Raw genomic sequence first — 25,692 nt, 5'->3', positions numbered from 1 at the left:
GTACTTCGCGGAGTTTCGAGGCGCTTGTTCCTCATCTGTCTGGTGTCGTGGTGGAGTTGGTAGAGCGATCGGTGAACGGGATCACGATGCATGCCCGTGTTCGTGGCACCGATGCGCCGTGCTCGCGCTGTCAGAGCACCTCGGCGCGGGTGCACGGCCGATATCTGCGACGCCTGTCCGACGCGGCGGTCAGCGGTACCCGGGTAGTCATCGAGCTGCTGGTACGCCGGTTCCGCTGCCTCAACGACGCCTGTCCAGCAGTGACGTTCGCCGAGCAGGTGACCGGGTTGACCAGCCCACACGCCCGCTACACCCCGCTGATGCGCGGGACGCTGACCTCGATCGCCCTCGCGCTGGCCGGGCGAGCAGGCAGCCGACTCGCCGTCGCACTGGGGGCACCAGCAGCGAAGGACACACTGTTGCGCCTGCTCAGAGCCTTCCCGGAGGAGCCCGTCGGGCAGGTCAGGGTGCTCGGGGTCGACGATTTCGCATTACGGAAGGGTGACTCATACGCCACCGTCCTGGTCGATCTGGAGCGGCGCCGCCCCGTCGACGTCCTGCCGGGACGCGACGCCGACCCCCTGGCCACCTGGCTCCTGGACCACCCCGAGGTGGAGATCATCTGCCGCGACCGGGCCGGAGCGTACGCGGAGGGCGCCCGCACGGGCGCCCCGCAAGCTGTGCAGGTCGCCGACGCCTGGCACCTGTGGAAAAACGTCGGCGAGGCGGTCGAGAAGACCGTCGCCGCCCACTACACCTGCGTGCGGGCCGTGTTCGAGAAGCCACCGGTCCCTGAACCCACCACCGCGCCCACTGGCGACGACGGCCCCCTCGCAGCATCCATCGGGACACTGGACGTCTGCGGGCGCGAGCGCCGCCTGGTAGTCCGCACCCGGGAGCGGTTCGCCCTGGTCCAGGACCTGCTGCACGAGGGGGCCTCGCTGGAGTCGATCTGCCACCGGCTGCAGCTGGACCGCTCGACCGTGCGACGCTTCGCCCGCGCAACCAGCATCGACGAACTCCTGGTCAAAACAATCAACCGGTCCACGATCCTGGACGCCCACCGGCCCCATCTCCACCAACGGTGGAACGAGGGCTGCCACGACACCGCCCAACTGCACCGTGAGATCACCGCTCTCGGCTTCACCGGGGGCATCCAGACCGTCCGCCGCTACTTACGGAACTTCACGCCGTCCGCCCCCACGCCGGCGCCCAGGCCCGCGCCGCGGCCCCGTCGCGTCGTCCGATGGATCATGACCAATCCAGGCAACCTCCCCGACGCGGACGCCCTCTCCCTCAAGGAGATCCGCGTCGGTTGTCCCGAGCTCGACGCGGTCACCGACCACGTCCGCGACTTCGCCGAGATGATGCGCGACCTGCGTGGCGACCAACTGCCGCAGTGGATGGAGCGAGTCGAACAGGACCCCCTGCCCGCACTGCACTCCCTGGTCAACGGCCTTCGTCGCGACCAGGACGCCGTCGTCGCCGGACTGTCCAGCCCATGGAGCTCCGGCCAGGTCGAGGGACAGAACACGAGAGTGAAGCTTCTCAAGCGGGCCGGATACGGCCGCGCCAACTTCGACCTCCTACGCAAGCGGATCCTGCACAGAACCTGACCCCCGATCATAAGATCAGCGACGTTTTCCATGGGGGCCGTGGTCGCGAGCGGCGGCTCGGGCAGCCCTGGAGCCGGCCTAGACGTGCAGCCAGATCCGCAGCGGACCGACCGGCTCGAAGCCATGACGGACGGCGACCGCCAGGTCATCGGCGTGCTCGTAGCCGACCACCGGCAGGGTGGGGAACAGCCAGTGCACCGCGTCAAGTACGACCGGCCAGGCCGCGTCAGGGCCGCCGTCCAGAGCGAAGACATTGGAGATTCCGACCACCTGGTCGCTGCGACTCGCCACCGCTCCGGCAACCACCCGGCCGTCAGGGGACTGTCCGGCGAGCACGAAGGTGGCCGGGTCGTCCAGCAGTTCAGGCCGGAAGAGGTCCGCGTTCCCTCCCCCGTCGTCCCAGGCGAGCGCCCAGGCGCGCAGCGTGTCCGGATCACCCGCCACGTCCCAGGCAAGGTCCGATGCGGCGGCGGGCACACTCGCCGGGCGGTGGATCCACTGTGCCTCGAACAGCACCTGGAAGCCGGCCTCCGTCAGGTCAAGGTCAGCGAAGCTGTCCTTGACGGAGGCGCCGGGCGCGGTGGTGTCGATCCGGGCTGCCAGCACGGCCGAGTCGGCACCCGGCACCAGCGTCACCGCGTCGGGGTAATACAACGGCGTTCGGGCCGGAGCGGCCCAGGCCTGTGCCCTGAACTCACCCGCCAGGCCGTGCGATCGGCTCATCGCCGCGCACCACTCGGCGTTGTTGCGGGCGGCGGCCTGGATCAGGAGCTGCTTCGGCGTCGTCACGAGCGCGGATCATGCTCCATCCCGGCCAGGCCTGTCGAACGGTTTTCCGCTGCCCACAGGACGGACGCTCCGAACGTCGGCCAGCTCCTGGGGAATTACGGGCTCTGTCGCCGATCACAAGATCAGCGACAGAGCCGAATTAGTGACGTTCCACATCCCCGCCTGGGTCGAAGGCCTCCCGGTCCGCGTTGGCCAGCACTACCGTGGACTTCACCACGATGTGCAGGAGACCGTCATGAGTCAGGAACCGGCCGCACGCCAGCCGTTGGAGCCCGCGGCCGCAGACGCGGTCCGCGCGTACGCCGCCCGCACCCGGGCCGACGCCGACCGGTTCGCCAGCGCGCTCGAGGACATCGCAGCCAACGGACTGCCGGCGGTCGAGGAATGCACGCCCTGGGAAGAACTGCGCGAGGCCCACCTCGCCCGCCTCACCACCCAGCGCCCGGCCGTCGCCTGATGCCCGGACGGCGCCGCGCTCAGATCGCCTTCAGTGACTCCGCCGCGAAGCAGCTGGAGAACCTCACCGACGAACACCAGATCCACGCCCTGGACCGCGCCCTGGTCGCCATCTCCGTCGACCCCGAGATTGGCGAACCGATCCCCGGCGACACCTCCCACCCCGAACTGCGCCAGTACGCAGACGAGATCGAACGCGTCCGCGTCCTGTACTTCGTCACCGCACTGCGCACCGTCGTGGTTGTCGCGTACATCGAGGCCTGACCGCCTAGACCACGCCGCGCGGGTAACAGGGCGAATTCCACGGGCAAGCCGCCAATCTCCCTACCGGCGCCCCTACCGTTCCCCCTACCAAACCCCCTACCGGCCAGCACAGCGGATGTCTTGCTGTCTGTGCAGGTCAGACCCCTTGACCAGGCCCGACCACGCACCGCGACAACCCTCTTCCCTCTCCTCTGTCCTGTCTGCCTCTTGGGGTGTATCTGATGTTGGGTGGGGGACGCAGACACACGGCGGATCGGAAGCGAGGGTTCGGGGGCGAGCCTGTCACCCGTTGCGCGTCGGGCGGCGGCCCTCCGCGCTCGCGCCGGACAGGGGCCGACGCACGGGTGAGGCGGGCCGCGGCACGACACGGATCTACTCACCGGACACCGACACCGTTCGCCAGGTTTCGCTACCCCCCGCAAGGCGCTGACCAGGCAGTTCTAAACGATCTATGTCAGACAGGGCCTGCGCCACCCCTCAACGCCACGGTTCACCACAGGTTTCGCTACTGATCTGGATCATGGTTTTGCCCTGGAAGGCTTGATGCTCCCGGTGACTTGAGGTTTCCTCGGCATGGAGCCGAAAGGCTCCCGCACCACGCATAGAGCCTGGCTCCGGGCGCCCCCCGAAGCCAGGCCCACATGCGGGGCTACAGGCGAGTCCGGCCGAGCTATTCGCGGCCGGGCTTGCTTGCCCAACCAGCCGTCCGAACCGCCGTCTGGCGCATCACATAAAGTGCTCGACACACCCCGCGATGGCAGTGACCGCCGTAAGAAGCTGTTTCACATCCTCTTTTCGCAGGTCACGGGGGCGTGAGGGATGGTAATGATCCCGTTTGCCGTTCGGTTGGGCGTCGATGGTCGCCGTTCCGAACGGCAGCGGCGGCGTGCTGGTCTTCAGGCGGCTGCGAGGGTGACCGTCGACGCCTCGGTCTGGCGGCGGGGGCGGGCCAGGCGGCGGGACATGAGGGTGATGAACGCCCACTGAATGTGGGCTTCAGCGTGGGACATCAGCCGCTCGTAGTCCCTTGCGTTTCGCCGGGCCCGCATCGTCCACGAGTTGCTCCGTTCCACCACCCACCTCTTCGGCAGCAGAACAAAGCCCTTGGCGTCCTTGAGGCGGGGAACGACCTTGATCGTCATGCCCAGCGTGTCCTGGGCCCAGGCGGCGAACTCCTCGCCCCCGTAGCCGTTGTCCGCCCAGACCAGGACGATTTCGGGGTGTTCGGCGTGGAGACGGGTGAGCAGGATGCGGGCCGCGTCGCGGTCCTGGACGTCGGCGGGGGTGACGAGCAGGTCGACGAGCAGGCCGTCCTGGTCAACCAGGAGATGCCGCTTCCGCCCATTTATATGCTTGTTCGCGTCGTAGCCGCGTGTCGCGTTCGACACGGTCTCCGCGCCTTTGACGGACTGGGAGTCCACGATCACCCGGACCGGCCAGGCACAGCGCCGGCGGCGCAGCCGCAGCCGTCGGCGGAGCTGGTCGAGGATCTGCTTGAGCACGCCGGCCTTCGCCCAGCGGGCGAAGTACCCGAACACGGTGCGCCACGGGATGCCGAAGTCGGCGGGCAGCGCCCTCCACTTCGCCCCGTTGTCGGTGATGTAGCGGATGGCATCGACCACGCGGCGCCGGGGCCACTTCTCCGGGGCCCCGCCCTTCGGGGTCTGGCAGGCGGGAGTCGGGAGGAGGGCCTTGAGCAGGGCCCATTCGACGTCGCTGGTGTCGGAGGGGTAGCGGTAGTGGGGCAGCAGCATGACAGTGCCGGGCCGCGACCGGTGGGTGGGGCCAACTACGGGGCGGTCGCGGCCCGTTGCCTCTCGTGCTTCGGGTTCATTCCAGGTTGGCCAGGAGCTGAAGGGTGGACTCGATCGCACCCATCTGCGCCATGACGGTGCGGACGTAGGGGTCCTCGGGGGTCTTCTTCTGGTGCGGGAGGAGGGTCCCGGCGATGAAGTTGGCCACCCGGTGGTGGACGGTCTCGAAGAACGCCCGTTCGTAGCCGATCCACACCTCAGGCGCGCCGTCCAGCATTCGGTATCCCCACGTCCTGTCCCAGGTCACGGGCGGTAGTCCCTTCGCGGCCGCGACCTTGCGCAGGTGCGCGAGCCCGGTGTGGACCTGCGCGCAGGTGCGTTCGGTGGCGGACATCAGCTGGGCGATGGTCAGGCCAGCGGGGCGGGCTTCCTGGAGGGCGCTGAGGATCGCTTCGGCGTGGACGTGAGCGGGGACTCCCCGCCCCATCGCCTACTCACCCGAGCCCTTCAGCAGCTTTTCCAGCTGCTCGTCGAGGTCGACCTCGCCGCGGGTGACGGCGTTCTCGATCCAGTCGGCCGCGGCGCGTACTCGCGAAAGTCCTCGCCCGATCGTCTCCCGCTCGCCGTCGTCGTAGTGCTCGCCGCGCAGGTTCGGCACGATCCGCCCCGACGTAGCCACGAACTGCGCACAAGCCGCGACCAGATCCATGAACTGCGCGCTGTGCTCCATGCGCTGCAGCTGCGGGGCAGCCTCCTCCTGCACGAACTGGGCCTGCTGGCGGAACCGGTGGAACTGGGCTTCATTAACGGCGTGCCGGGCCGTGTCATCGGCCATGGCCTTCGAGGCGACCGCGGGACGGCGCAAGAAGTCGGTGGTCACCACCGCCGCGACCGCGTCGTCGGCGGCCAGGTCATGGATCGCCTCCACCTTCTCCTGGACACTCTCCGGGGAGTCGACCTTCCAGCCCACGACCCGCTTCGCACTGTCGTGCGTCCACCTCGCCGGACCCCCGCGCGGGTTGGGCGGGGGGGTTGTTGACCGCCTCGAAACGCTCCTGCTCATCGGAGATGCTGGCCAGCACCTTGTGGATGGTGTGCGAGACATCCGCGCGTCGGCGCTCCGCTGGCCAGCGTGAGGACACCCACCGGTAACTGCGGACCGTCGTGTAAGCCAGGCCGACGTCTTCGGCGAACATCCGGATGGCCTCGCTGACGGTGAACAGGTCGTCCTTCCCGGACGGATTCGCACCCCCATACGAGCGCATCGGCTCGATCTCCATGGCCGCGTCACCGAGACGCCACTGAGCGCTGCTCATCGTGGCCACCCAGTCCCGCCCCAGCTTGACCAGCTCGGCGTAGCGATCCCGGGTCACACTGCCGACCATTACGGACATCCGCACCCACCCCCACGGGCCCGGCGCGGGATGGCGTCCCGCTGGTTGGTGCAGCCGATCTTGGTCAGGGCGTGTTGGTGGTGTTCGGTAGCGCGGGGGCGCTGTCGGGGAGCTCGGCGGGGTAAAGCTGATCCATGCTTCCCTCGGGCAGGTAGCGGCGGGGGAAGGCGATCCATTCGTCGTGCAGTTCGAACAGGACGGCGGTGACCAGTCGCAGGAGCGCGTCGTCGTTGGGGAAGACCTGGACGACGTCGACGCGGCGCTTGACCTCGCGGTTGACCCGCTCCAGTGGATTGGTGGACTGAATCTTCTTCCAGTGGCGTTCGGGGAAGACCGCGAACGCGGTCAGGTCCTCCTTCGCTTCCAGGAGCATCGCCTTGACCTTGGGGAACTGGCCGCCGAGCATGTCGGCAACGGTGTCGAGTTGGGCACGGACCGTCTCGCCGGTGGGCTGGGCGAAGATCGTGCGGATCGTCGCGGCGACCATCTCGGCCGACTCCTTGCTGATCACGCCGAAGACATTGCGCAGGAAGTGAACACGACAACGCTGGTAGGCGGCCCCGAGCATGACCTTCCGGATGGCCTTGACCAGTCCCGAATGATGGTCGCCGATCACGAGCCGGACCCCGCTCAGGCCGCGTTCGCGCAGGGAACGCAGGAACTGGGTCCAGAACACCTCGGTCTCGCTGTCGCCGACCATCACCCCCAGCACCTCGCGGCCGCCGTCCTCGGTGATCCCGGTGGCGATCACCACGGCCCGGGACACGATCTGGTGCTCGACCCTGGCCTTGCAGTAGGTCGCGTCCAGGTACATGTACGGGAAGCGCACGTGGTCCAGAGGCCGGTTGCGGAACGCGGTCAGCTGGACGTCCAGGTCGCCGCAGATCCGGGAGACCTCGCTCTTGGAGATCCCGGTGTCCGCGCCGAGGGCCTTGACCAGGTCGTCGACCGACCGGGTGGACTGATCCGGGAGACCTCGCTCTTGGAGATCCCGGTGTCCGCGCCGAGGGCCTTGACCAGGTCGTCGACCGACCGGGTGGACACGCCGTGCACGTACGCCTCCATGATGACCGCGTACAGGGCCTGGTCGATCCGGCGCCGCCGCTCCAGCAGGCTCGGGAAGAAGCTGCCCGACCGCAGCTTGGGGATGGCCAGGTCCAGGTCGCCGGCCTGGCTGGTCAGCGTCCGCTCGCGGTGGCCACTGCGGTAGGCGGTGCGGGTATCGGCGTGCTCGTTCCACTCCGCGCCGATCTTCGCACTCGCCTCGGCCTCGATCAGCTCCTGCAGCATCCGCTCGGCCACTGAGCGGACCAGTTCGAGGCCGTCCGCTGAACGTAGTGACTCAAGCAGGCGGAGTAAGTCATGCTGGGTCAGGGCCATCGTGCACCTCCCGGGCTGAACACGCCGTTTACCAGGGAGAATTGCACGGTGGCCCGTCTGATGAGCAGGGAGCGGAGCCTACGCGCGCATGCGCCCCCGGGCGCACGCCCTGACCAAGATCGGCTGCACCAACCAGCGGGACACCATCCGGCGCGGCACCCTTCATGCCATCAACTCGCCGCGAATACCCGTTACTTGGCACCATCCGGCGCCCTCCGGCCGCCTGCCAGAGCGCACACCCCGGCGCGTGGAGCGGTTGCGGTCCGGTGTAACGCGCGGTCTCACACCCCGCCCTTTTCCTTGTGCCGCTGGTGCCATGCCCGTTTGCGGCAGTGGGGAGAGCGGTACCGTGCCGAGGCGGGATGGTCCACCCCGACGGTCCAACTCGTGCCGCACTCCAGGCAGTTCGCGGTCCGGGCGGCTTGGACCGCCTCGGTCCTCGCTCTCGTGCGCCGCAGCCGGCGCCAGTGCCGCGCGCGGCAGGCCGACGAACAGAACACCGCCGTCGCCTTCGCCGACGGCATCAGCGGACCGCCGCACCCACGGCACAACCGGGGCCCGGTGTCATCGTCCGCGACCACGACCAGCCGCAGCCGCAGCACCCCGTCCCTTCCCATGCCGCTACCGTACGAAGCGAGGGAGGCCGTCGGGAGCCCTCGTGACGCCGTGCCGGGAAAATGCTGTGCCAGGCCCTTCGGAACCGCCGAGGATGGTCGAATGACGATCACTTCGCAGGCCCGTTCCTTCGACAAGGCTGCCGCCAGCTATGCAGCGAACCGCCCTTCGTATCCGCCCGCCCTGCTCGATGCGGTCGAGGAACTCGCCGACCGCCCCTTAAATGGCGCCCGCGTCGCGGACATCGGCGCCGGCACGGGACTGGCAACCGCCCCCCTCCACGCCCGCGGCGCGCGCGTCATCGCGGTCGAGCCCGGCCCCGCAATGGCCTCCCAGTTCCGCCTCACACTGCCCGACGTCCCCGTCGTGCTCGGTGACGGCAACAACCTGCCACTAGCCTCCGAGTCCATCGACGTCCTCACCTATGCCCAGGCCTGGCACTGGACCGACCCGCACAAGTCCGTCCCGGAAGCCCTCCGAGTACTGCACCCCGGCGGCGCACTCGCCCTCTGGTGGAACGACTCGGACAGCGCCGTCGGCTGGATCGCCGACCAAGACGCCCGCCTGCGCCGCCTCTTCGGCGCCGAGGACAGCGAACCCGACCCCATGGCCCGATTCCGCCACCTGCCGCCCGAACTGAGCTTCGCCACCCGGCAGGTGTCATGGACGAGGAGCGTCCCACTCGAAACGCATCTCGCGAATCTCGCCAGCTACTCCGACTTCCTCGTGCTCGGCAAGAACGCCACCGAGACGTTCCTGGCCGCGGAGCGCGACCTCCTGACTGAAGCCTTCCCGAACGGGACGGTCGAGGAGCGCTACGTGGTCAGCTTGGCCGTTGCTGCCCGTTGACACGGCAGTAGGTCAGCGGGGATCCGTCCCTGCGATAGCGCCCTGACCTGTGCTGAAGCCCCGCTCAACTTGTCATGCGGGGCTCAGACACAGGTTCTGAGGGCGACCAGCACTACACGCAGGCCCGCCGAGCCCGCGCCCGGCTGGACGAGCGATTGCGGCGCATCGGGGCTGGCGCCCAGGACGCGGCGCCCGGCCGGGTGCGGCCCTCGGCTCGGAGGCCGGGGCGGAGGCCGTGTCTCCTGGGTGACCACGAATATTGAATCGGAGATGGCCGCCTGACGTGTAGAAACGCGCAGGCCCCCTCCGGCATGGAGGGGGCCTTGTGCCGCTGCCGTGTCTCTTCTGGGCTGCTGTCAGCTCAGATCGTCGGTGTGTCGTCGATGACGTCCTTGTGCGGCTCGAGGATGAACCTCCAGCCATCGCTGGGCTCCATGAACCGCACTCGGGTGGGGTAGATGTCCAAGGCGCGGCGGTCGCGGATCTGGCTGCTCGTGCTCTTCCGCCCGCGGGTCGGCTCTTCGTACAGGTCGACCTTGACGTCCGGCACCGGGATGACTTCCTCGTTCCAGCGCTGAACGATTCCCGCGCCGAACGCTTCCCTTGCGGCGGTGTAGAGCGACTCCAGAGATTCCTTGTTCCCGTTGGGCACGAAGAGGGCGAGGTTTAGGAGGACTCCAGCACTCTGGAGAACTTCGATTTCTTCCCCTGCCTCGTCGGCAACCCAGATCCCGCGTTCTTCGGTATTGTCCGGGAGAACGTGAATGTCCTTACCGAAGATCGTCCTTGCGGTGAAGGATCCTCCCTCGAAATTCTTACCTGGCTTCGCGAGGAAAGCCGGGGCGTAGCAGTCGAGAGGAAGACCGTCCATCTCTGCCGAAACGAATATATTGTCCTGGAGGTTCAGTTTTGAAACCTCCTCAGTCGTAAGGCGTCGGGCCGTAACCTTCTCGGTGTTCACGCTATTCCCCTTCTTCGTATGGCGACAGTTTGCCGAGCCGCTGCTCGTGGCTCGGCCACGGCCCACCAGTCGGTCTAGTGGTGACCTCGGGTCGAGTGGTGCCGGCCGCTGGGCGCGTCGCTTGACGTCGCCGCCCCGGACAAGATCCCAGAGACGGACCCGGGCAGCAAATCCGCGTAGAGAAAGGCGGAGGCGATGGCATCGCGTCCCGGTATCGTGGCGACTTCCCGGCCTGATGACAGGTATTGGTTTGCTGGTGTGAATTCGGAGGGGTATGTCAGTGGTCAGGCACCCGGCTTCGCCACCGCCCTCATGGGGCAGATCACGGCCTTCCAGGGCACGCCCAACGACGTTTCCGAAGCGGTCGCCGCCCGGGTCGCCCGCTCGCGCTTCCTCTATGAGGGCGGACACCGCTACGTCGTCCTCATGGAAGAGTCCGTCCTGCGCTACCGCACCGCAGGCCCCGACGCCATGCGCGGCCAGCTGCGCCACCTCCTGGCCGTGATGCCGCGCGCGTCCGTCTTCCTCGGCATCATCCCGTTCACCGCGCAGCTCACCGTCTGGCCGTTGGAGGCGTTCTACCTCCACGACGACGTGGCCGTGGTGGAGTCCTGACGGCGGAGGTCAAGGTGACGCAGCCACGCGAACTCGCCGACTACACCAAGGCGTTTACCGGACTCGCGGAGATGGCCGTCTACGGCGATGCCGCCCGCGCGCGCATCCGGGCCGCGATCGACGCCCTGGAGTGAACCTCCGCAATTACCCGCAATTTCGTTGAGGAACGATCGGTGGCCTCCGTAGCGTCGAACGACACCGACGCACCCAGCCACTGCACTGCCCAAAAACGACGGCTGCGGCGCACTCGTCGAAGTCCTCCTTCGCGAAGCCGACGGACGCCTGGCCGCACCGCTGGAAGGCACCGCCCGCTGCGCCCAGAACCGCGCCCGCCTCGTGCGAGCCCTCTACCAACGGCTGGACCGCCTCACAGAACCCCTCCCGGCCGCCACATAGCCCACAGGGGAGCGGCCCGGGATGCCAGCGCCTACACGCACTCCAGTGCGATGCCGCTGGCCCGGGGCAGCCAAAGACCCCTTCGCCGTCTGGGACCACGTCACCGGAGTCGTCGCCACAGCCACCACGGCCTGACCACAGGCCGGCACCCGGGCCCCACCACGCTCCGACGCGCCATCAGGCACCCACACACCCAGCAACGTGACAACGCCCTCAAAAGCCATACCCGGTGTCTCTGGGCCTCTGGACCTTACGATGGCCCGTCCAACCCACGAACAAGTTAGGACCGCTCAACTTTGAAGACCCACTTTGGCGAGGAGGTCGAGGATCAGGACTGGCTGCTCGGTGAGTTCACCCGTCGGCGCGGCGGGAAGCCGTGTCACGGGCGTGAGGCCACGTCCTGACATTGAGTGTCCCGGTCGGTGCCGCTCAGCCTGCGCTACCCTCCGCGGACGGTGGCGCCCCGGGAGACGAAGCCGCGTGCGAGCTGAGGGAGCCTGGCGGCCTCGAAAGCGCTGTACATCCCGCTCGCGACGAGTTGGAACTTGACGCCCTCGCGGCCATCGGGGCGCTCGTAGCCGTCGGGGAGGAATCGGCGGTAGTGCTCGCTGGCGCGTTGGAAGAACTGCGGGCGCTCGGCGCGGGAGAGGCACCCCTCAAGATTGAGAAGGAAGAGGTAGTGACGAATCATGCGAGTGAAGAGAAAGGGAGCCAGAGCGTCCAGGGCGGTGCGCTCCTGCAGCAGACCGAAGCTCTCTTCGTACCTGGCGAAGACGTCGAAGTGGGTGCCGCCTGGCGCGTCTGCGGGGTGTTGGGTGAGCCGGCGGCGGATTTGCACGCAGTTCCATCTCAGAACGCCGATCCGGTCAGCGGCGAGCATGGCGCGGTGGACGGCCGAGACCTCCTCGTAGAGACCGTCGGGAAATGAGAGGTGCTGCCGGATCCACATGTCGCGGCGGAACAAGCGGTCCCAGGAGTAGGCGGGGGCACCGAACAACTCAGGCAGATCGATCGGGGCGAAGGACTCACGCCCCTGCTGGGCAATCAGCTCGGCGGCGGCACCGTGCCAGGAGCGACGGTGATGCAGACGCGTATGCCCGAAGAGAAGAACGTCCGGCTCGTCTGTAGCTTGCAGCTGGTCGGCCATGGCCTGAAGTGTTGTACCCCTGACGATGTGATCGCTGTCCAGGAACAGCAGGTAATCACCGGCGGCGTGCTCCGCGCCTGCGTTGCGTATCCGGCCGATGCCGACGACACCCTTCAAGCGCACGACGGACACGCGCCCGTCACGCTGAGCGTAGTCATCCACCACGTTCGCAGGGCACTCAGGCGACTGGTCCAGGACCGCGACGACCTCCAGATCCCGGAAGGACTGGTTCAGGATTGAACGCAGGCAGCTCTCCAGCTGACCCTGCAGGTCGTGAGCGGCGACTATGACGCTGATCATTGGGGATGTGCGCATGATCATCGAAACATAGGTCGGCAGCTCAAGGCATGACAAGCTATCGGACGTGAGGGTCTGGTGCACGACCGGGTGACATCTGAACTGGCTTGCCCTGTGGGGCGGGTCGGAAGGATGTCGCTGTGCCCAAGCCTTATCCCGAGGAGTTCCGCGGGGACGTCGCGCGGGTCGCGAGGAACCGCGGTCCGGACGTGACACTCGAGCAGGTGGCCGCCGACTTCGGCTTCCACGCGGTGACGGATCCACATGTCGCGGCGGAACAATTGGGCGCGTGCGGTGTGTCAGCCGTGCCGATCGGCGGGTGGAGCTCGGAGACAAAGCGATGCGGCTCGGTGTGGACGTGTTGGCTCCTAGGCTGCCCAGTCCAGCCCGAGGTCGGCCAGCGCCTGGAGCTTGTCGGCGGTGAGCTTCCCGCGCCTCGACTTCGTGTTCGAGAGAAATACCCCCAGCTTCACCTCAGTCCCATCCGGCAAAACCTCAACGTGAGAACGGCTGACAGGCCCCACAGAGCCCTCTCGCTCGACGTACTGCGCCAGGGCTGCGACGCCCCGCTCGAAGGCGCCAGAGGCCGCCTTGGTGGGTGCTTCCTGCTCCGGCGACAGGGGCACGACGCCGATGGCCTCCAGGAGCTCACGCTGCCCGTCCATCAGCCCCTGCCAGACGGCGTGCTGGCGGTTCTTCGCGACAAACCGTCCGACGTCCATCCCGTGCACGGTGACGCCGGGCAGGACGTCGGCCTGGCCCTCATCGCGCACCAGCTCCCGCAGCGCGGCGTAGTGGCGCTGCCAGTCCGCCGGCCACTCCGGGTTCCAGTGCTCGTCGATCTCCTTGAGCGCCGTCTCCCACTCCGGGTGCCCCTCCAGCGCACCCGCGCGGCGCAGGTTGCTCAACCACTGTCCCACCGGCCTGTCCAGGGCCACTGCGGACCTCGGAGCACAGAGGGTCCAGTGGTCCTCGTAGTACGCTTTGGCGGCCTCCAGGTTCTCCTGGAACCGCTCATCGGTCACGGACCACACCATGCCGAGCTTCTCCAGCCGCCGCGCCCGCTGGCCGGTCATCTGCCCCGCCCCGTACGCCCTTCGCTGCTCCGCGACCCATGCCCCAAGCGGAAACGCCCCCTCCCGGTGTCCGTAGGGGCATCGGGCGTTCTGCTCACGCTCAGTGAACTTCTTCAGCGCCGCCCAGCCACGCGCCCAATCCTGCTTCTCCGTGTCGATCACGTTGAAGCTGACCCAGTCCGCGACCATCACCGGGTCACGCGGTGCCGCAAAGCGGAGCAAGAGACGGGATTCTTCCTCGCCGTCCTCGGGTGCCGAACCGATGTTCACCGACGGCTGCGCCACATCCTTCTGCGGCTCCTGCGGAATCGCAAGCAATTCCACGGCCTCTTCATCATGAGCCCGAAGACCTTCGAGCACCTTCACCAAAGGCCGATACGATCCCGAAGTGAACATGTCTTCGGGCTTCTCTCCCGGCTGGAGAAATACCGGCACGATCAGTGAGGCCAATTTCCCTTGCCCCGGCTTCTGCCGCAAAGCACGCCCGATGGCCTGCACGATGTCGTGCGGCGCCCCCTTCGGGTCCAACAGGGCGACACTGTCCACCGCCCTGATATCGATTATCTAGAGGCGGTGGAGTGTGAGAGACGTTTGTTCTGGCCGCGGCGGCATGGGCGCCGAGGTCGGATGCGGTGCGGAACTTGGGTTGAGGACGGCTCAGGTGCTCGCTGTCCGTGGGCGCGGGTACAGCCCGACTGCCTCTGGGGTGAATCGTTCGAGGCCGGTGACGTTGCTTGCGTAGCTGATGGAGATCTGAAGGCCCTTGATCTGGCTCAGGGGAGTGATGTCAGTGGTGTCTGGCTGCGCTCCTTGGCAGTTGATGAAGAAGCGTTGGAGGTTGGGGAATAGGTTCGGAACCAAGTTTAGTTGTGGGTCTGACGTGGATATAAGTCGGAGATAGCTAACCCCTGGTAGGGGTACGGCCTGCTTAAGATCGTAACCAGATATGCACAGCTCCGTCAGGTTGGGGAGCGTCGCAATTTCTTGCCATGCTGCGTTGTCTAGCCCATCGGCTATTGCCAGTTCTTGCAGTTGTTGCCACCTTGAGATGCCACGCAGAGAAGCGTCGGTCCAGCCCAGATTCAAGGAGGTCAGGCCCTCCGGCGCCGGCACGTCCGAAAGGCTCTCTGACGGTAGGTGTGTATAAAAAGAGAGACTAGTGAGCTCCGGCAAGGAATCCAGTGCGTCGAAGCAAAATTCGCGTGGTTGGTTAGTGAATCTCAAGTTGGTGAGAGGAGTCCCTGCGAGATCTTCAAGGTGTGCTAGTTGGGTGCACTCTGATAGTTCGAGTGTTTTCAAGGCGGGGAGTTTGCGGATGAATTTCAGATCCCTGAGCAAACGGCCTGAGGAGATACGCAGTGTGTGGGTGTGCTCGGGCGAGAGGTGCTCGAAGATCTGATCTTCTGTAAATTCTCCTTGAAAGTGGATGCCGGTGATGGGTTTGAGGAGTCGCAATGCGTTGCGCTGATCATGGGTGTGTACTTCCGCATATAGACGGTCTTGTCCTCGGCATGGGAGCAGGATGTCGCGGGCGTATTGATCAGCTTCGAAGTGCTCCCAGCCCTCAAATAGTTCGTGGGGTGTTGAGTCAGGAGGTAGGGACTGCGCGAAGCGGCGGAGGAAGCCGTATGCCTGGTCGCCGCCGATGGCGGCCGCTGTTTCGACGACGGGGCCCACTTCGTCGTCTTCCAGGCCTTGGGGCCCTGGTAGAAGATCCAGGATGCCCGGCCCGAGCGCGGCCAGTGCCTCCGCTTCCTCACGGGAGCGGGGAGGCATCAGGAGGTGTGCCCGCTGTTCGACCAGCCTGCGGGCGTCGGGCTCGATTTCGGTGGCGTACTGCAGGCTGGCGGCCGCTAGGAGGTGGAGCCTGTTCCTGTACTCGTCCTCGGCGTCACCGCGTTCAACGAGGCGGCGAAGCAGATCAGCGCTTTCAGCTGGGCGGGCGTGTGCGACGGCCATGCGTATGACGTCTTCCCACTGGTCGTCGTGGGCGTTGTTGACCAGCAGGGGGAAGTCGTGGGTTTCGATGGCTGCTTTGGCCCCGAGGTAGTCCTGGAAAGTGCGGTGGACGAAGTCGATGGTGTCCATGGTGGGCTGGCGTAGGAGTCCGCTGCGGCCGACCAGGTGCGCCAGGACCTGGTCGGCAGTGCCCTGCTCGGCCACGGCCTGCATGGCCGGCAGTGCATCGCCGACTAGGGCCAGCGCGGTAGCTCGGTCCATCTCGGTCTGGCGGTTGCGGATGAGCCAGTAGGCCAGACGCTGCAGCAGCTGGACGCTCTGGTGTTCGGTGAGCTGAATACCTTCCGGGACATCGATGCTGCGCTCAAGATCACGGCGCACGAGCAGCATCGACAGAGCTGCCTCGTAGAGCTCCATACGGCTGTGAGGCAGATGACCGCGGCGGTCCCGGTGCAGCGCACAAATCAGTGCACACATCAGGGGTGTGCTGGACAGCTGCGCCAGGTCACGTTGAGCACGCACTGTGACCTGGAGCGCTGCTTCGAGATCACGCAGCTGTGACCGTTCGGCCTCGGTTGCCGAACCGTGCCGGGCGGCGGTATGCCACCGGCCAACGAACACCCCGGTGTCGACAGCGCTCATGGGGCGTACCGACAGTTCGGTGAAGCGCGACGAAGCCAGCCAGCCTTCCGGCACAGCGGACGGGCGCGTGGTGACCACGAAGCGTGCGTCCCTGTAGGCCGCCAAGAGCCGCTCGAGCCAGTCCCGCGTGGCACCACGGTGTTCTTGAGGAACCTCGTCGATGCCGTCGACCAGGACGAGTGCCTCACCCCTGGCGAGTGCAGCATCGGCCCAGCCTTCAGGTTGTGAGGCGGCCAGGGGGGTGCCGACCGAGGACAGGAAGTCATGTGGCTCTGGAAGGGGTCCGCGCCGCACCAGCGTGCGCAGCGGCAGGAAGAACGGAATCTGCCCCCGCCAGTCCGCCAGTTCCTCCGGTAGTTCATCGCGTGCCGTGGCGACGGCCAGCCACTGCAACAGTGTTGTCTTTCCGCTGCCGGCCAGCCCCCGCAGAAGAACCCGTCGGCAGTTGGCCAACGCGTGCTCGGCACGCTTCACTACGACGGATGGCCGGTCCGCTTCCTCACCGCCTGGCCAGCCTTCCGGCCGCTCCGCCAGTTCCAGGCTCAAGTAGGCGGCGTCGAGTGGCCAGCGCGCACGTTCCGGCCGACTCAGGTCCAGACCCACGACGGTCAGTTGGGAATGCCGCTCTGCCACGTAGTTGAGATACCGCTCCTCAAAGGACGGCTCCACCTTCGGCCGCAGCGGCCTGCGCACCACTCTTACCGGTGAGATACCAGGCTGGCGCACTGCGGCTTCGCGCAGGGCCAGCATCGGGCCCACATCCGTACCCAGGGCCCTCGCCAAGGCCACCAGCGTGGCCTCGGTGGGCACCGCTTTACCGTTCAGCGCCTGGCTGACCGTTGTCCGCCCCAGCCCGGTTCGCTGCTGCAACCCGCCCATCTGCAGACCCCGCTGCGCCCTGAGGGTGCGTAGCCGCAGCGCGAGTTCCGCCAACGGATCCTCGTGTACGTCCCCCATGTCCTGCTTCTCCGTCCCCCGGGCGACCGTCTTCGTTCATCTTTGTTCGCCCTGAACCCCGGTGAACACCAAAGCCGCGAAATTGCTGGGAGTCACCGTCGTCGAACGTCCCGGGAAGAAGCCATGACAACCTCATCCATCCACCTGATGCTCCTGGTCCTGCTCCTGGCGGTTGTCGCGCTCTTCTGCACCCTCGTAGGAGCGGCGGCTGGCCTGCTTGCTCGCATCGACGGAGCCACCTACGCCAGCGCCCTGCTACGGGGTGCCCTGGCCTTCGCGGGCAGCGCCACCCTCTCCCTGGCACTGTTGACCTTCGTCCTGGCAGCACTGTGAACGACGGATGCGTTGTCGCACTTCGAAGGCGCGCGTGGCGTCTGATACGGCGGCGCCGTCGGTCGTGGAATCCGGGGATGCCCGGTCAGGGCCAGGGCATCGGCTGCAGGATCTGGGTTTATCTAGGGTCGCCCAGCCTGTGGGGCACGTAGGGTACGCGCCCCGACCTGGGGTGGAGGGGTGTTCCGGGAAGCCCGGTACCGGCGGTCTGGGCGGTAGTTACGTTCGGCACGTGTCCCATTCCTTCCTCGCCTTCCGGTCCGTATCTGCGGATGGTGGGGTGCGGTGGGTGGTGGTCGATGCCGGCACCTACGCCCTGCACCCGCAGGCCACGGCCTACCTGGCCTCGCTGCGATCCCGGGGCTGTTCACCGAACACCGAGCGTGCTTACGCGGGCCGGGTGGCTTTGTACCTGAACTACTGCCAGGAACGGGGGATCGGCTGGGCTGCTCCGGGGTTTCTTCAACTCACGGGTCTGCAGCGGTGGCTGGTTGCCGAGCCTCTCGCTCCGCGTTCTGGCCGGCGGCCGTCGCTTGAGCCGCGGTTCCGCTCGCCCGGGACGGCGAACGCGGTGATGACCGTGGTCAGCGGCTTCCTCAGGTTCGGCGCCGTGCACGGCTGGGTCGCGCCGCAGACGGTGGCGGTGCTGTCGGAGCCGAAGCAGTTGTTCCATCTGCCGCCGGGCTACGACCCGGGCGAGGCGGGCCAGTTGCGTACCGTGGAGGCGGCCGCGTTCCGGTTCGCGCTGACCGATCCGGGCTACCAGGACCTCAGCTCCGAGCAGATCGCCGCGGTGATCGTTCTTGCGGGGCGGGCGAGGGACCGGTTCCTGATTGCGCTGCTGGCGTGTACCGGGCTGCGGATCGGCGAGGCGCTGGGGCTGCGCCGCGGCGATATGCACCTGCTGGCCTCGTCCCGCGTGCTGGGCTGCGGCACTGACGGCCCGCATCTGCATGTCCGCCGGCGTACGGACAACCCCAACGGCGCCCTGGCCAAGTCCCGCCGCTCGCGCATCATCCCGGTCACCGCGGACCTGGTCGCCCTCTACACCGACTACCAGTACGAACGCGACGCCGCGGGCCCGGCGGCCGACAGCGAGATGGTGTTCGTCAATCTCTTCCGCGCGCCCCTCGGACGCGCAATGTCCTACCCCAACGCCAAGGACCTCTTCGACCGCCTGGCGCGCACCGCCGACCACCCCTTCCGTCCCCACATGCTGCGCCACTCCGCGGCCACCACCTGGCTGCGCAGCGGCGCGGACCGCGACGTGGTCCAGCGCCTGCTGGGACATGTCTCACCGCTGTCGATGGAGCGCTACCGGCACGTCGACGACACCGAGACCCGCCAGGTCGTCGAACGCGTCCAGGCCCTGCGGGAGCACCCATGAGCCTGGCACTGCGTACGCTGGCGCCCTCCGGCTCGCCGAACCACCTTTCATGGGACACCGGAGCCTGGTGTACCTGGCTGGAGGACCGCCTTGACCCTGGCTGGCGGGCGGGGGAGTGGGACATGCCGCGCTGGCTGTTCACCGGCGACCTTGACGACCCGCGTACCTCCTCCTCCACATGCCGCACCCACAAGTGCGATCTCATCGTCAACAGCCGCAACATCTTCTGTACGTTGTGCGCCGAGCGCCTGAAAGCCTCCGGCCTGGACTCGGACCAGTTCGCCGCGACCCACCAGCCGGTGAGGGAACGCAGCGCCCCCGGCATGGTGACCGTCCGGTGTTCCATCACCCGTGACGGCGTGCAGTGCGTCCGCCCCCGCCACTGCAAGGGCATGTGCTGCACCCACTACGGAGCCTGGAAGTACCACGCCGTCAAGGGCACCGAGGAGGCGTGGCTACGCGACCGAGCCCGCCCCTACACCGAGGTGATTCCCTGTCTGGTACCCGCCTGCCCGAGCCCGTCCTACAACTCCCGCGGCCTGTGCAACTACCACGCCCGCCAGTGGAGCCTGCACAACCGCACCCATCCCACTGACGCCCACGAGTGGGCACCGCGCCAGAGCCCCTACCTGGCCACCCACCAGTTCAGCCTGCTGCCCCTGGGCGACCTGCTGCGCCACGAATTCCTCTTCGCCCTGCAGCAGGCCGACCGGTGGACTCGGATGTTGGAACCCCACCGCATTCGCCACCTCGTACGCGACCTGGCCGACGCCACCACCCTCCTGGCCGACGACGTCGGACCCGACCGCCTCAGTAGCCGCGACGCTGGCGCGGCCCGGATCCTGCAGCGGCTGTGCACCGCCGCCCGGACCGGCTTCGAGGAGTTCACCGGCCGCCCCTTGGCCGATCCCGACGTCCTGGACCTGCGCACCATAGGTTTGCGCACCACGACGGGATCCGCCCCCCGCCACATGTCCGGAACCGCGGACCTGCGCAGCCTCCATCAGCCGTGGCTGCGCCACCTGGTACGGCACTGGGCGACCACCAGCTCCCCGCGTACCGACGTCTTCTCCAACACGATGCGCGCGGTCACCCTCGCCTCCCGCACGCTGGCCCAGCGGCAAGGACAAGGACTGGACCCGGCCGCCCTCGCCTTCGCCGACGCCTCCGCGGTCGTCGACGCCATTCGCACCGCCGTCCGCCAGGACGGCACCCTCTACCGTTCCTCCCAGCGGCGCACCCTCGCCGGCTGCTTCTTCCAGCTGATCGACTACGGCCGCCGCTCAGGACACCTCGATACCCTCGCCGGAGCCTTCACCCGCGACCCCGTCGAGCACCGCATCCGCCTGGAAGAGGTCGACGAGGACGGGATCGGCAAAGCCGTCCCCGAATCCGTGATCCGGCAGCTCGACACCCACCTGCACACGCTCGGCCTCGGCGAGGTCCAAGGCCGCCGTGACATCCCCACCGCCGACCTCCAACTGCTCTACCAGACCGTCTACATCCTCCTGCGGGACACCGGCCGCCGCCCCCTGGAAATCGCCTCCCTGCCCCGCGACTGCCTGGAGACCGACCACGACCAGACCTCCCTGATCTGGGACAACCGCAAACGGCGCCGCCACCGCCGCCGTCTGCCGATCGCTGCCTCCACCGCGGAGGACATCCGCCGCTGGCAGGCCCGCCGCGACCACCTCCAGCTCCCTGCCAGCGGCGATGCTTACCTCTTCCCCGCCCTCAGCGACCAAAGCGCCGACCGGCACCTCAGCGCCAACTACATCAGCGAGACCCTGCGCACCTGGGTCGACTCCCTGCCGGAACTCCACGCCGAAGGCACCGACGTCACCGGCCGCCGCCTCCCCTTCAACCGCTCCCTGATCTACCCCTATGCCTTCCGCCACTCCTACGCCCAGCGCCACGCGGACGCCGGAACCCCCGTCGACGTCCTCCGTGAGCTGATGGACCACCACTCCATCGCCATGACGCAGCGCTACTACCAGGTCTCCCTCAAACGCAAACGCACAGCGGTCGCCGCCCTCACCGCCCACGTCGTCGACCGCCACGGACACCCCACCCCCAGCTCACCCAGCGGCTACGACCTGCGCTCGGTCGCCGTCCCCTACGGCGGATGCACCGAACCGTCGAACGTCAAAGCCGGAGGCGACTCCTGCCCGATCCGCTTCCAGTGCGCCGGCTGCGGCTACTACCGCCCCGACCCCTCCTACCTCCCCGCCATCGAGCAGCACATCAACGAACTGCGCGCCGACCGCGAGACCGCCCGCGCGATGGACGCCGCCGACTTCGTCATCAACGCCCTCACCGCGCAGATCACCGCCTTCGAGCAGATCGTCGAACGCATGCGCCGACGCCTGTCCGCCCTGCCCACAGCCGAGCAGGAAGAACTCGAACAAGCCAGCGCCATCCTGCGTAAAACCCGCGCCGGCACCACACGCCCCCACCTGCCGCTCACCGTCCTCAACCCACCCCGAGCCAACCCACGATGAACCGCCAGGGCAACCCGACTCCGCTGGTACAGGCCCGCCACCGCGACAGCATCAACAAACGCCGCCGCGTCCTGACCGCCATCGAATGCCTCGAGCACGACGGCACTCCCATCACCCACACCGCCATTGCCCGCACCGCCGGCGTCTCCACCTGGCTCACCTACGCCGAAGGCGTCCGCGAACACATCCACGCCGCACAGGCCCGACAGAACGCACAACCCCCAACCGGTCATCGCCCCGCTTCTTTGAGCCCGGCCACCCTGCGCACGGACCTGGAACTCGCGCGCCAGGAGATCACCACGCTCCGCGAAGAACGCGACCGGCTCCGCACCGCCCTGAGCCGTCACCTCGGACAGCAACTCGACGCCCTCAGCAGCCAGGACCTGACCACCCGCATCGACGAACTCACCCAGCACAACCACCAACTGGCCGACCAGCTTCAGCAGGCCACCACCGAGAACACCACTCTCAGCACCCGTGTCGCCCAATTGGAAGACGACCTCGCCGCAGCCCGCACCAGCCTGCGCCGCATGATCCGCGACGAGAACCACAACCCGTAACCCTCCGCTTCGCCGACAACAGACCGGCGGCATGATGACGCGCGTGACCCTCAGCAGCAGCGATCTCCAGCCCGTCCAGATTCCCGGCTATGACGGCGGCCCGTTCACCGACCACCGCGGTTTGCTGAACGAGCACCTTTTCTGGCTCAGTCACCTGGCTTCCTGCGCCCACGACGAGGAAGCCGCCCAGGCGTTGTTCGGCCCAGACTGGGAGGCCGCCGGAGAGTTCCACCGCCACCTACACGAGGCAGCAGACTGGCCGCTGTTCACCGTTCCACTGCGCGCCGGCCACCGCCTCCACGTGGTCTACCGCACGTTCGCGGACGACCCCGGCACCGACTACCTGCTGCACCACCCCGATTGGGAGCAGGCAGAGGTCCTGGCCCGCGACGAGGGGCACTTCATGGGCCCGGCCCTGTCCTGGACCGAGCTGGGCGCCGCAGCCCGGAGCGGAACATCCGGTGGCAGCAGCGACGACCCTGATGCCCGCTTGCTGCTCCTGCTGCCAGCCGTGGGTGATGAGGACCTGCCCGACACGGCCGCCTCCGTCCTCGCGGCCGCGCTGGCCGCCCGGACCATGGTGGACGACCCGCACCACCTGGCCGGTCTTCTCCTTACCGAGCAGGGGCAGCACGGCCCCGCTCGCTGGACGACCGGCCCCGACGGCACCCGCACCAATGACGGCCACTACTCCTACCGCAATCCCGCCAACCCGTTCGCTCTTCCGCCCGACCGTCTGTCCCGAGTCTCGGCAGCGCTCCGCCCGTAATCCACCCCGGCAGACGACCGAACCGGCCTCATGCCCAGTCGAGCCCGAGTGCGGCGAGCAGGGCGAGCTTGTCGGCGGTGAGCTTCGCCCGCCTCGACTTCGTGTTCGAGAGGAAGACACCGAGCCGCACCTCAGTGCCGTCCTCAAGCCGCTCTACGTGGCTTCTGGGGACCTTCACGCCCCCGGTGCGGGCCTTGTACTGCGCCAGGGCCGTAACGCCCCTCTCGAAGGCGCTCACGGCTGCTGTGGGCGCCTTCGCGGGTGCCTCCGGCTCTGGAGCCAGCGGCACGATGCCGAGCTGTTCCAGGCGCTCGCGCTGCCTCTCCGTCAGCGCTGCCCAGATCTCCGGTTTGCGTTGTTTGGCGAGCCATTTCCCGATGTCCATGCCGTGGACCGTGAAGCCGGGCAGGACTTCCGGCTGGCCCTCTTCGTCGCGTACCAGTTCGCGCAGTGCCGCGTAGTGCCGCTGCCAGTCCGCCGGCCATGACGGGTTCCAGTCCTCGTCGATGGCCTTCAACGCGGCGTCCCATTCGGGGTGTTCGGCCAGCGCACCAGGTCGGCGGAGGTTGGACAGCCACTGTCCTACCGGCCGGTCCAGCGCGGTCGCGGAGCGGGGTGCGCACAGTGTCCAGTGCTCCTGGTGGTAGGCGCGGGCGGCTTCCAGGTTCTCTTGGAACCGCTCGTCTGCCAGTGACCAGACCATGCCGAGCTGTTCGAGTCGCCTCGCGCGCTGGCCGGTCATCTGCCCGGCGCCGTAGGCCCGTCGCTGCTCCGCGACCCATTGCCCGAGGGGGTACGCCCCCTCTTTGTGGCCGTACGGAACCCTGGCGTGAGCCTCACGCTCGGTGAACCTCTTCAGCGCCGCCCAGCCGCGGGCCCAGTCCTGCTTCTCGGTGTCGATCACGTTGAAGGAAACCCAGTCCGCGACCATCACCGGGTCACGCGGAGCCGCAAACCGCAGCAGCAGGCGGGATTCGTCCTCGCCTTCCTCGGGCGGCGGGCCGATGTACTCGGACGGCTGCGCGACGTCCTTCTGCGGTTCCTGCGGGATGGCGAGCAGTTCCACGGCCTCTTCATCGTGAGCCCGCAGACCTTCAAGAACCTTAACCAATGGGCGGTAAGAGCCGGAGGTGAACATGTCCTCGGGCTTTTCCCCGGGCTGGAGGAATACCGGCACAATCAAAGAGGCGAGCTTCCCCTGTCCTGGCTTTTGACGGAGCGCGCGTCCGATGGCCTGGACGATGTCGTGCGGCGCGCCCTTGGGGTCGAGCAGGGCGACGCTGTCCACGCTTCTGATGTCGACGCCCTCCCCGAGCACGCGACAGTTCGACAGGACAGCACGCTGCGCCGTGGTGCCGAACGAGCCCAGGACGTCGCGCCGGTGCTCGGGGACGTGTTCGCCGCAGAGCCAGTCCGCCCAGATCCGCTTCGGGTATGTCTCGGGTTGGTCGGCGTGCAGTTTGGCGGCGACGCGCTCCAGGCCCTCCGCGTAAGCCTGTGCCTCTATCGTCCGGTGGTGGAAGGTGATGCACGTCGACAGGTCGTGCTGCGCCATGGTGTGCAGGAGCGCGGCCTGGAGCGCTCCGAGGCGCTGCCCGCGGACTTCCTCGGTGTGCCGTTCCTCGCCCATCAGCCGTTCCGGGGTGACGATCGGGTCCTGGAGCTCCAGGACGATGATCTGGTACCGCGCCAGCAGGCCGCGGGATACGGCCGATGCGAGCGAGAGCTTGTAGAGCACGGGCCCGAAAACGGCCTCGTCGTCCATGGAAGCTGCCATCTCCCTCGGCAGCGGATCGCGCACCCCCTCGGCAACCTCCCGGTTGAGCCGCTCCTGCCAGATCCGCGGCGTCGCTGTCAGGTACAGCCGCCGGTGTGCGGGGATGACGGTCTGGTCGTGGATGTCCGCCCACGCCTTGCCCATCGACCCGGAAGTCCGGTGCGCCTCATCGACCACCGCGAGGTCCACCGGCGCCAGTTGCTGCCCGTAGACGCCCTCGAACGCCTCCGCCAGGACACCGAGGCTGGCGTACGTCGCGTAGATGGTCACCGGCCCGGAGCCGTGCCACAGCGCCAGCTGCACAGGGTTCGTGGTGGAACGCACCCGAAGCCCCCACAGCTCCGGATCGTCCTGGAGCGAACACACCGCAACCGCCGGCCCCGCATGCCCGGCCGCGTGCCACGCCTGCACCGTCTGGGACAGAAGGTCCAGCGTCGGCACCAGAACGAGAACGCGCCCCTTGGGCACAAGCCGCTTTGCCGACGCGGCAGCAATGATGGTCTTCCCCGTGCCGCACGCGGCGTGCACCTGCCCGCGCAGGCCATTGGCGGGAATGCCGCCCGGCGGGATATCGAGTCCGCGCACAATGGCGGCAACGGCCTCGATCTGGTGGTCACGCAGTTTCAGGGGCATTCCCGTGTGCTCCTTTTCGCGGAATGTTGGCGCGCAACAAGAAGGGGAAGTCCGGAGCGAGGAAGGGTTCCGGGGTGATGCTGTCTGATCCCAGATTCTACACAGTGCATCACCATGATGCATCATCCTTAAGTCAAGCTCCGACCCTAGGACGATACGTGACCGATTCTCGCCCCATCGCGTTCGTTTAGTGTGTATGCTGACGGGGTGTCATCGGACTACTCGACTTGCTTGACGGGCACTTGAGGGTGGGGGAGGGGTTCGGGTGGAGCGCAGCGGAGCCCGTCACTGCGGTGGGCCGGCACCCCGTCAGACAGACGATCTGTCACATCCAATGTGGGGTAGTAGCTGGGATTCCCAGTCGCTACACAGGCCCCAGCGTTGATGCACCACCCCTCATAGCGGGCCTCAGGAGGCCCGCTTGCGGGACTCCCTCAATTCGCGCTTGCGCGAATTGACATCCCATCAGAATTCCGTTTACGGAATTCAATTCCCGCGTTTACGCGGGAATTCCGAATTGCGCTTGCGCAATTCGCATTCTATGCCCCGGCTTGCCGGGGCATAT

General features: G+C 67.5%; 19 protein-coding genes and 4 pseudogenes. 11 read left to right on the top strand and 12 right to left on the bottom strand.

The genetic code is table 11. The features are described 5' to 3' along the window. Positions 1 to 86 precede the first annotated feature (86 nt). The gene (locus OG747_RS47360; protein WP_405886167.1) at positions 87 to 1,616 is read left to right on the top strand and encodes an ISL3 family transposase; all 1,530 of its coding nucleotides are present in this window, start codon (positions 87 to 89) and stop codon (positions 1,614 to 1,616) included. A 78-nt stretch (positions 1,617 to 1,694) separates the two neighbouring features. Here OG747_RS47360 and OG747_RS47355 read toward each other — a convergent pair whose 3' ends face one another. After that, positions 1,695 to 2,405: a hypothetical protein gene (locus tag OG747_RS47355; protein WP_331742937.1), complete on the bottom strand. Its 711-nt coding sequence runs from the start codon at positions 2,403 to 2,405 to the stop codon at positions 1,695 to 1,697. 235 nt (positions 2,406 to 2,640) lie between these two features. Between OG747_RS47355 and OG747_RS47350 the strand changes: the two genes are divergently transcribed. Together OG747_RS47350 and OG747_RS47345 are read left to right on the top strand one after the other, a co-directional pair. Continuing rightward, positions 2,641 to 2,862: a hypothetical protein gene (locus OG747_RS47350; protein WP_331742934.1), complete on the top strand. Its 222-nt coding sequence runs from the start codon at positions 2,641 to 2,643 to the stop codon at positions 2,860 to 2,862. After that, the gene (locus OG747_RS47345; RefSeq protein WP_331742931.1) at positions 2,862 to 3,125 is read left to right on the top strand and encodes a hypothetical protein; all 264 of its coding nucleotides are present in this window, start codon (positions 2,862 to 2,864) and stop codon (positions 3,123 to 3,125) included. The genes OG747_RS47350 and OG747_RS47345 overlap by 1 nt, the downstream gene beginning before the upstream one ends. 896 nt (positions 3,126 to 4,021) lie before the next feature. On the opposite strand, the gene OG747_RS47340 is transcribed toward OG747_RS47345, so the two are convergent. From OG747_RS47340 to OG747_RS47315, 6 genes and pseudogenes are all read right to left on the bottom strand, one after another. Continuing rightward, positions 4,022 to 4,879, bottom strand: a complete 858-nt coding sequence (locus tag OG747_RS47340) for an IS5 family transposase (protein WP_331742928.1) — start codon at positions 4,877 to 4,879, stop codon at positions 4,022 to 4,024. A 76-nt stretch (positions 4,880 to 4,955) separates the two neighbouring features. After that, a complete protein-coding gene (locus OG747_RS47335) occupies positions 4,956 to 5,366 on the bottom strand; it encodes a RacP protein (protein ID WP_331742925.1) in 411 nt (136 codons plus the stop codon). A gap of 3 nt (positions 5,367 to 5,369) precedes the next feature. Then, the gene (locus OG747_RS47330) at positions 5,370 to 5,942 is read right to left on the bottom strand and encodes a DUF6192 family protein (RefSeq protein ID WP_331742922.1); all 573 of its coding nucleotides are present in this window, start codon (positions 5,940 to 5,942) and stop codon (positions 5,370 to 5,372) included. A gap of 16 nt (positions 5,943 to 5,958) precedes the next feature. Then, positions 5,959 to 6,075 (bottom strand): annotated as a pseudogene (locus tag OG747_RS47325) (hypothetical protein); the annotation flags it as partial. A gap of 262 nt (positions 6,076 to 6,337) precedes the next feature. Further along, positions 6,338 to 7,653: pseudogene (locus OG747_RS47320) on the bottom strand (IS256 family transposase). Positions 7,654 to 7,934: 281 nt separating this feature from the next. Continuing rightward, complete coding sequence (locus OG747_RS47315; protein ID WP_331742919.1) at positions 7,935 to 8,270, bottom strand: hypothetical protein; 336 nt, start codon at positions 8,268 to 8,270, stop codon at positions 7,935 to 7,937. Positions 8,271 to 8,370: 100 nt separating this feature from the next. Between OG747_RS47315 and OG747_RS47310 the strand changes: the two genes are divergently transcribed. Then, positions 8,371 to 9,117, top strand: a complete 747-nt coding sequence (locus OG747_RS47310) for a class I SAM-dependent methyltransferase (protein WP_331742916.1) — start codon at positions 8,371 to 8,373, stop codon at positions 9,115 to 9,117. A 361-nt stretch (positions 9,118 to 9,478) separates the two neighbouring features. On the opposite strand, the gene OG747_RS47305 is transcribed toward OG747_RS47310, so the two are convergent. Next, positions 9,479 to 10,078, bottom strand: coding sequence for a hypothetical protein (locus tag OG747_RS47305; protein ID WP_168500512.1), 600 nt, complete (start codon positions 10,076 to 10,078; stop codon positions 9,479 to 9,481). A 285-nt stretch (positions 10,079 to 10,363) separates the two neighbouring features. Between OG747_RS47305 and OG747_RS47300 the strand changes: the two are divergent. Further along, a pseudogene (locus OG747_RS47300) lies at positions 10,364 to 10,827 on the top strand (DUF5753 domain-containing protein); the annotation flags it as partial. Between the two features lie 76 nt (positions 10,828 to 10,903). After that, a pseudogene (locus OG747_RS47295) lies at positions 10,904 to 11,089 on the top strand (restriction endonuclease); the annotation flags it as partial. A 439-nt stretch (positions 11,090 to 11,528) separates the two neighbouring features. Here OG747_RS47295 and OG747_RS47290 read toward each other — a convergent pair. The 3 genes from OG747_RS47290 to OG747_RS47280 all read right to left on the bottom strand — a co-directional run bounded on the left by OG747_RS47290 (position 11,529) and on the right by OG747_RS47280 (position 17,167). Next, entirely contained in the window at positions 11,529 to 12,617 is a 1,089-nt protein-coding gene (locus OG747_RS47290; RefSeq protein ID WP_405886164.1) for a glycosyltransferase family 2 protein, read from the bottom strand. A gap of 284 nt (positions 12,618 to 12,901) precedes the next feature. Beyond that, entirely contained in the window at positions 12,902 to 14,155 is a 1,254-nt protein-coding gene (locus OG747_RS47285) for a Helicase associated domain protein (protein ID WP_405886162.1), read from the bottom strand. Positions 14,156 to 14,266: 111 nt separating this feature from the next. Next, positions 14,267 to 17,167, bottom strand: a complete 2,901-nt coding sequence (locus OG747_RS47280; RefSeq protein WP_331742906.1) for an NACHT domain-containing protein — start codon at positions 17,165 to 17,167, stop codon at positions 14,267 to 14,269. Between the two features lie 123 nt (positions 17,168 to 17,290). Between OG747_RS47280 and OG747_RS47275 the strand changes: the two genes are divergently transcribed. The 5 genes from OG747_RS47275 (at position 17,291) to OG747_RS47255 (ending at position 22,717) form a co-directional block, all read left to right on the top strand. Next, complete coding sequence (locus OG747_RS47275; protein WP_331742903.1) at positions 17,291 to 17,500, top strand: hypothetical protein; 210 nt, start codon at positions 17,291 to 17,293, stop codon at positions 17,498 to 17,500. 232 nt (positions 17,501 to 17,732) lie between these two features. After that, on the top strand, positions 17,733 to 18,887 hold the full coding sequence (locus OG747_RS47270) for a tyrosine-type recombinase/integrase (RefSeq protein ID WP_405886160.1): 1,155 nt from the start codon (positions 17,733 to 17,735) through the stop codon (positions 18,885 to 18,887). Beyond that, positions 18,884 to 21,388 (top strand): site-specific integrase, encoded by a 2,505-nt coding sequence (locus tag OG747_RS47265; protein ID WP_331742896.1) that lies wholly within the window; start codon positions 18,884 to 18,886, stop codon positions 21,386 to 21,388. The genes OG747_RS47270 and OG747_RS47265 overlap by 4 nt, the downstream gene beginning before the upstream one ends. Beyond that, a complete protein-coding gene (locus OG747_RS47260; RefSeq protein ID WP_331742893.1) occupies positions 21,385 to 21,948 on the top strand; it encodes a DUF6262 family protein in 564 nt (187 codons plus the stop codon). Before OG747_RS47265 ends, OG747_RS47260 begins: the two co-directional genes overlap by 4 nt. A 43-nt stretch (positions 21,949 to 21,991) precedes the next feature. Beyond that, positions 21,992 to 22,717, top strand: coding sequence for a hypothetical protein (locus OG747_RS47255; protein ID WP_405886158.1), 726 nt, complete (start codon positions 21,992 to 21,994; stop codon positions 22,715 to 22,717). 28 nt (positions 22,718 to 22,745) lie between these two features. Here OG747_RS47255 and OG747_RS47250 read toward each other — a convergent pair whose 3' ends face one another. Beyond that, positions 22,746 to 25,127 carry a Helicase associated domain protein gene (locus OG747_RS47250; protein WP_331764931.1) on the bottom strand — a complete coding sequence of 794 codons (2,382 nt, stop codon included), beginning with the start codon at positions 25,125 to 25,127 and terminating at the stop codon, positions 22,746 to 22,748. Positions 25,128 to 25,692 lie beyond the last annotated feature (565 nt).

Origin of the sequence: Streptomyces sp. NBC_01384 (genome assembly GCF_045040035.1) — a bacterium.
In the GTDB taxonomy this organism is placed as follows: Bacteria; Actinomycetota; Actinomycetes; order Streptomycetales; family Streptomycetaceae; genus Streptomyces.
Note: the sequence above shows the minus strand (reverse complement) of the source record. Positions and strands in the feature narration are given on the sequence as shown.

Bases quoted from the DNA above. Each gene is read 5' to 3' on its own strand.
- OG747_RS47360 (WP_405886167.1), top strand. From the start codon at position 87: ATGCATGCCCGTGTTCGTGGCACCGATGCGCCGTGCTCGCGCTGTCAG.
- OG747_RS47350 (WP_331742934.1), top strand. From the start codon at position 2,641: ATGAGTCAGGAACCGGCCGCACGCCAGCCGTTGGAGCCCGCGGCCGCA.
- OG747_RS47345 (WP_331742931.1), top strand. From the start codon at position 2,862: ATGCCCGGACGGCGCCGCGCTCAGATCGCCTTCAGTGACTCCGCCGCG.
- OG747_RS47340 (WP_331742928.1), bottom strand. From the start codon at position 4,879: ATGCTGCTGCCCCACTACCGCTACCCCTCCGACACCAGCGACGTCGAA.
- OG747_RS47335 (WP_331742925.1), bottom strand. From the start codon at position 5,366: ATGGGGCGGGGAGTCCCCGCTCACGTCCACGCCGAAGCGATCCTCAGC.
- OG747_RS47330 (WP_331742922.1), bottom strand. From the start codon at position 5,942: ATGAGCAGGAGCGTTTCGAGGCGGTCAACAACCCCCCCGCCCAACCCG.
- OG747_RS47315 (WP_331742919.1), bottom strand. From the start codon at position 8,270: ATGGGAAGGGACGGGGTGCTGCGGCTGCGGCTGGTCGTGGTCGCGGAC.
- OG747_RS47310 (WP_331742916.1), top strand. From the start codon at position 8,371: ATGACGATCACTTCGCAGGCCCGTTCCTTCGACAAGGCTGCCGCCAGC.
- OG747_RS47280 (WP_331742906.1), bottom strand. From the start codon at position 17,167: ATGGGGGACGTACACGAGGATCCGTTGGCGGAACTCGCGCTGCGGCTA.
- OG747_RS47275 (WP_331742903.1), top strand. From the start codon at position 17,291: ATGACAACCTCATCCATCCACCTGATGCTCCTGGTCCTGCTCCTGGCG.
- OG747_RS47265 (WP_331742896.1), top strand. From the start codon at position 18,884: ATGAGCCTGGCACTGCGTACGCTGGCGCCCTCCGGCTCGCCGAACCAC.
- OG747_RS47260 (WP_331742893.1), top strand. From the start codon at position 21,385: ATGAACCGCCAGGGCAACCCGACTCCGCTGGTACAGGCCCGCCACCGC.
- OG747_RS47250 (WP_331764931.1), bottom strand. From the start codon at position 25,127: ATGCCCCTGAAACTGCGTGACCACCAGATCGAGGCCGTTGCCGCCATT.